The following is a 3,319-nucleotide window of genomic DNA, read 5'->3' on the forward strand; positions in this document are numbered from 1 at the left end:
CTCGCCGCGCTCCGAGAAGGCCAGCACGTCAGCCCTCCCCGCCGAGCAGGGCGCGCAGGGCGCCCTCGAAGCGCCACGTCTCCTCCACGCAGGCGAGGTGCCCGACGTCGCTCGTGAACTCCTGGTGCTCGTGACGCGCGCCCGCCTCCCGCGTGGCCCTCGCGAGCTCGCGGGCGGGCTCCACGGGAAAGAACTGGTCCCCGACGACGTTCACGGTCAGCAGGCGCGTGCCCGCCTCCCGCCAGCGGCGCGCGAGCTCGGGAAGCGATGCGACTGCGCGCAGGTCGTGGGTGCTGAGGGCGCGTCCGACGTCGAGGACGTGCGCGAGCGACGCGGTGCGCGCCCGCGTCCGGAGGTACGCGCCGAGGTCCGCGTCCTCGAAGGTGCGGTACACACCGTCCGAGCCCAGCCCGAAGAAGCTGATGAGCCGCAGTTGCGTCTGTGATCCCGCCCCGCGCGGCCGCCGCATCCAGCAGAGGCCGGAAGAACCAGCGCAGCACCACGCCGGAGGATGGGCCCGCCGCAACAGCAGCGACGCGCGGCGCGAGTTCCGGTGCGCGCGCCGCCCACTGCAGCGCCTGCATCCCGCCGAGACTCGGCCCGATCACCCCGTGCCAGCGCGGCAGCTCCAGCTCGCGCATGAGGGCGCACTGGAGGTCCCAGAGGTCCGCGAGGCTCCACGCGGGAAACTCGGCGCCCCAGGGTCGCCCGTCCTCCCGGAGGGTGTCCGGGCCGGTCGTGACGACGCGCCCGTCGAGGGCCTGCACGTTCGAGAGGGTGTTCATGCACACCACGAAGAAGCGGTCCGTGTCCACCGCGCGGCCGGGGCCGACGAGGGCGTCCCACCATCCGGGCCCCTCGCCCGGCACGTCTCCCGCGACGTGCATCGTGCCGGTGTAGTAGTGGCAGATCAGCACGGCGTTGTCCCGCGCGGCGCTCAGGCGACCGAGGGTCTGCACGCCGAGCCGCACCGGCAGTTCGGTCCCGCCGCCGAGGGCGTGACGGGTCTCGAAGGTCCAGCGTGCCGCCCGCGGCGGCCCGCCGCGTGTCTGCGGCGCCTGCGCGTCCGCGCTCGTGATGGATTCTGGCAGCACGCGGCCAGTGTAGGAGGGCGGTGTTACGTCGGTGTAACACCGCCCTCCTACACTCCTCGCGAAGGAGAACAACATGCGCAAACTGGCTCTTATGGGCGCGATGCTCGCGCTCTCCCACGCGGGCGCCGTGAAGGTGGGCGTGCTGCTGCCCCTGTCGGGTCCGAGCAGCGTGTCCGGGCAGGCCGCCCAGAACGGCTACCGTCTCGCGCTCGACGAGATCAACAGGGCGGGCGGCGTGCTCGGCAAGCCCCTGGAGATCGAGATCGAGGACGACGGTTCCGCTCCCGCGAAGGCCGTCCCGGCGTTCGTGAAGCTCGTGACGGTGGACAAGGTGGACTTCATGGCGGGCGGCGTGTCGAGCGCCGTGACCATCGCCCTGTCGGGTCCCGCGAAGCAGTACGACACGTTCATGGCGTGGATCGGCGCGGCCGCCGTGCCCGTCGAGGACGCCTTCGCGGACAACCCGTACTTCTTCCACTACCACCCCTGGGCGTACTACAACTTCGAGGCGATCCTCGACATGTTCAAGTACCTCAAGCGCAGCAAGGGCGCGAAGAACATCGCCATCGCGTACGAGGACGGTCCGTTCGGCAGCGCCGGGATCAACGACACCGTCGCGGCCTTCAAGAAGGCGGGCTTCAACGTCGTGCTGACCGAGAAGTTCAAGACGGGCAGCGGCAACTTCGGCCCGATCGTCAGCAAGGCGAAGGCCGCGAAGCCGGACATCTTCTACTGGGTCGGCTACGACACGGACGCGCAACCCCTCGCGACGGAGATCAAGCAGCAGGGCCTCAACGTCGGGCTGCTGTACGGCACGCCGCCCTCGTGGCCCGTCGGCTTCGAGAAGAACAGCCTCTCGGACCGCGAGGCGGGCCTGAGCCTGTGGCTGTCCTCGTCACCGCTGAAGGCGTCGCGCGACTTCGTCGCCGCGTACCGCAAGAAGTTCGGCAACGTCACGGAGGAGTACTTCGCGCCGCTCGCGTACGTGAACCTCATGTCGCTCGCGGCGGCCGTCAACCGGGCGGGCTCCACGGACAAGGACAAGGTCGCGGCGGAACTCGCGAAGACGAACATGGACACGCCCTTCGGGAAGCTGACCTTCTCCAAGAGCAACAAGATCAAATACCAGGGCTTCAAGGGCGAGAACTGGCTGCACTTCCAGTTCCTGAACGACGCGCGCGTGCCCGTCTACCCCATCAAGTTCGCGAAGACGCCGCTCGTCTACAGATGAGTGTGGAGACGCGTCACCGCACCAGGCATGAGGACCGGGCCGCCCCGCTCACACACGTAGAGACACGTTGACGCTCCAGGCAAAAGCGAGGGGCCGTCCCCGAGCGTACGCAGGCGGTCCGTACGACGCCCTGAGTGGAGAGACGCGTGGGCGGCCCAGGCCCGAACGGGCGGGCCGCCCCGCCCGGCGAAGTCTGGAGGCTGGACCGCCACTTCCACCGCTGGAGACGCGCCGATTTTCGTCGGGGCCGCCTTGGCGGCCCCGTTCCGCCCCGAGGAGGGAGCATGAGGGACATCAGGACCGACCGCCTCACGACGCGCGTACGCGAGCGGGCCGCCGCGGGCGCTCAGGCGACCCGGCTGCTGCTGGTGCACGGCAACGTCTCGTCCGGCGCGTTCTTCGAGCCGCTCATGGCGGCCCTGCCCGCGGACGTGCACGTGGCCGCGCCGGACCTGCGCGGCTACGGTGACACGGAGGCCCGGGCGATCGACGCCACGCGCGGCCTGCGGGACTTCTCGGACGACCTGTGGGCGCTGCTCGTGGCGCTCGGCTGGACGCGGGACGTGCACGTGCTGGGCTGGAGCCTGGGGGGCGGCGTGGCGGCTCAGCTCGCGATCGACCATCCGGACGCGCTGGCGAGCCTCACGCTGGTGGCGCCCATCTCGCCCTTCGGGTTCGGCGGCACGCACGGCGAGGACGGGCGGCCGAACAGCGCGGACTTCGCGGGTTCGGGCGGCGGGACCGTGAACGCGGACTTCGTGCGGGCCGTCGCGGCGGGCGAGCGGGGGGACGGTCCCGGCTCGCCACGTGACGTGATGCGGCAGTTCTACTTTCACGAGTGGCGCCCCGACCCGGAGACGGAGGAGCGCTTCCTCGACTCGATGCTCGCGACCCGTACGGGCGAAGACTTCTACCCGGGCGACCTCACGCCGTCGGCGAGCTGGCCGGGCGTGGCGCCCGGCACGCGCGGCGTCGCGAACGCGTTCAGCCCGAA

General features: G+C 71.0%; 3 protein-coding genes and 1 pseudogene. 2 read left to right on the plus strand and 2 right to left on the minus strand.

Going from position 1 to position 3,319, the window contains the following annotated elements; all coding sequences use genetic code 11:
• Positions 1-28: 28 nt before the first annotated feature.
• Positions 29-469 carry an alpha/beta hydrolase family protein gene (locus DEIPI_RS41460; protein ID WP_245588560.1) on the minus strand — a complete coding sequence of 147 codons (441 nt, stop codon included), beginning with the start codon at positions 467-469 and terminating at the stop codon, positions 29-31.
• Between the two features lie 103 nt (positions 470-572).
• Positions 573-1,169 (minus strand): annotated as a pseudogene (locus DEIPI_RS42100) (homoserine O-acetyltransferase family protein); the annotation flags it as partial.
• On the opposite strand from DEIPI_RS42100, the gene DEIPI_RS0113530 reads away from it, so the two are divergent.
• Both DEIPI_RS0113530 and DEIPI_RS31060 read left to right on the plus strand, forming a co-directional pair.
• A complete protein-coding gene (locus DEIPI_RS0113530; RefSeq protein ID WP_027482115.1) occupies positions 1,168-2,325 on the plus strand; it encodes an ABC transporter substrate-binding protein in 1,158 nt (385 codons plus the stop codon). The pseudogene DEIPI_RS42100 and the gene DEIPI_RS0113530 overlap by 2 nt on opposite strands.
• 284 nt (positions 2,326-2,609) lie before the next feature.
• On the plus strand, positions 2,610-3,319 hold a 710-nt coding region (locus tag DEIPI_RS31060; protein ID WP_045234293.1), incomplete at its 3' end, for an alpha/beta hydrolase.

It is taken from the genome of Deinococcus pimensis DSM 21231 (assembly GCF_000519345.1).
Taxonomy (GTDB): Bacteria; Deinococcota; Deinococci; order Deinococcales; family Deinococcaceae; genus Deinococcus_A; species Deinococcus_A pimensis.

Excerpts from the sequence above, each read along its gene's own strand:
- DEIPI_RS41460 (WP_245588560.1), bottom strand. The coding sequence starts at position 469 with ATGCGGCGGCCGCGCGGGGCGGGATCACAGACGCAACTGCGGCTCATC.
- DEIPI_RS0113530 (WP_027482115.1), top strand. The coding sequence starts at position 1,168 with ATGCGCAAACTGGCTCTTATGGGCGCGATGCTCGCGCTCTCCCACGCG.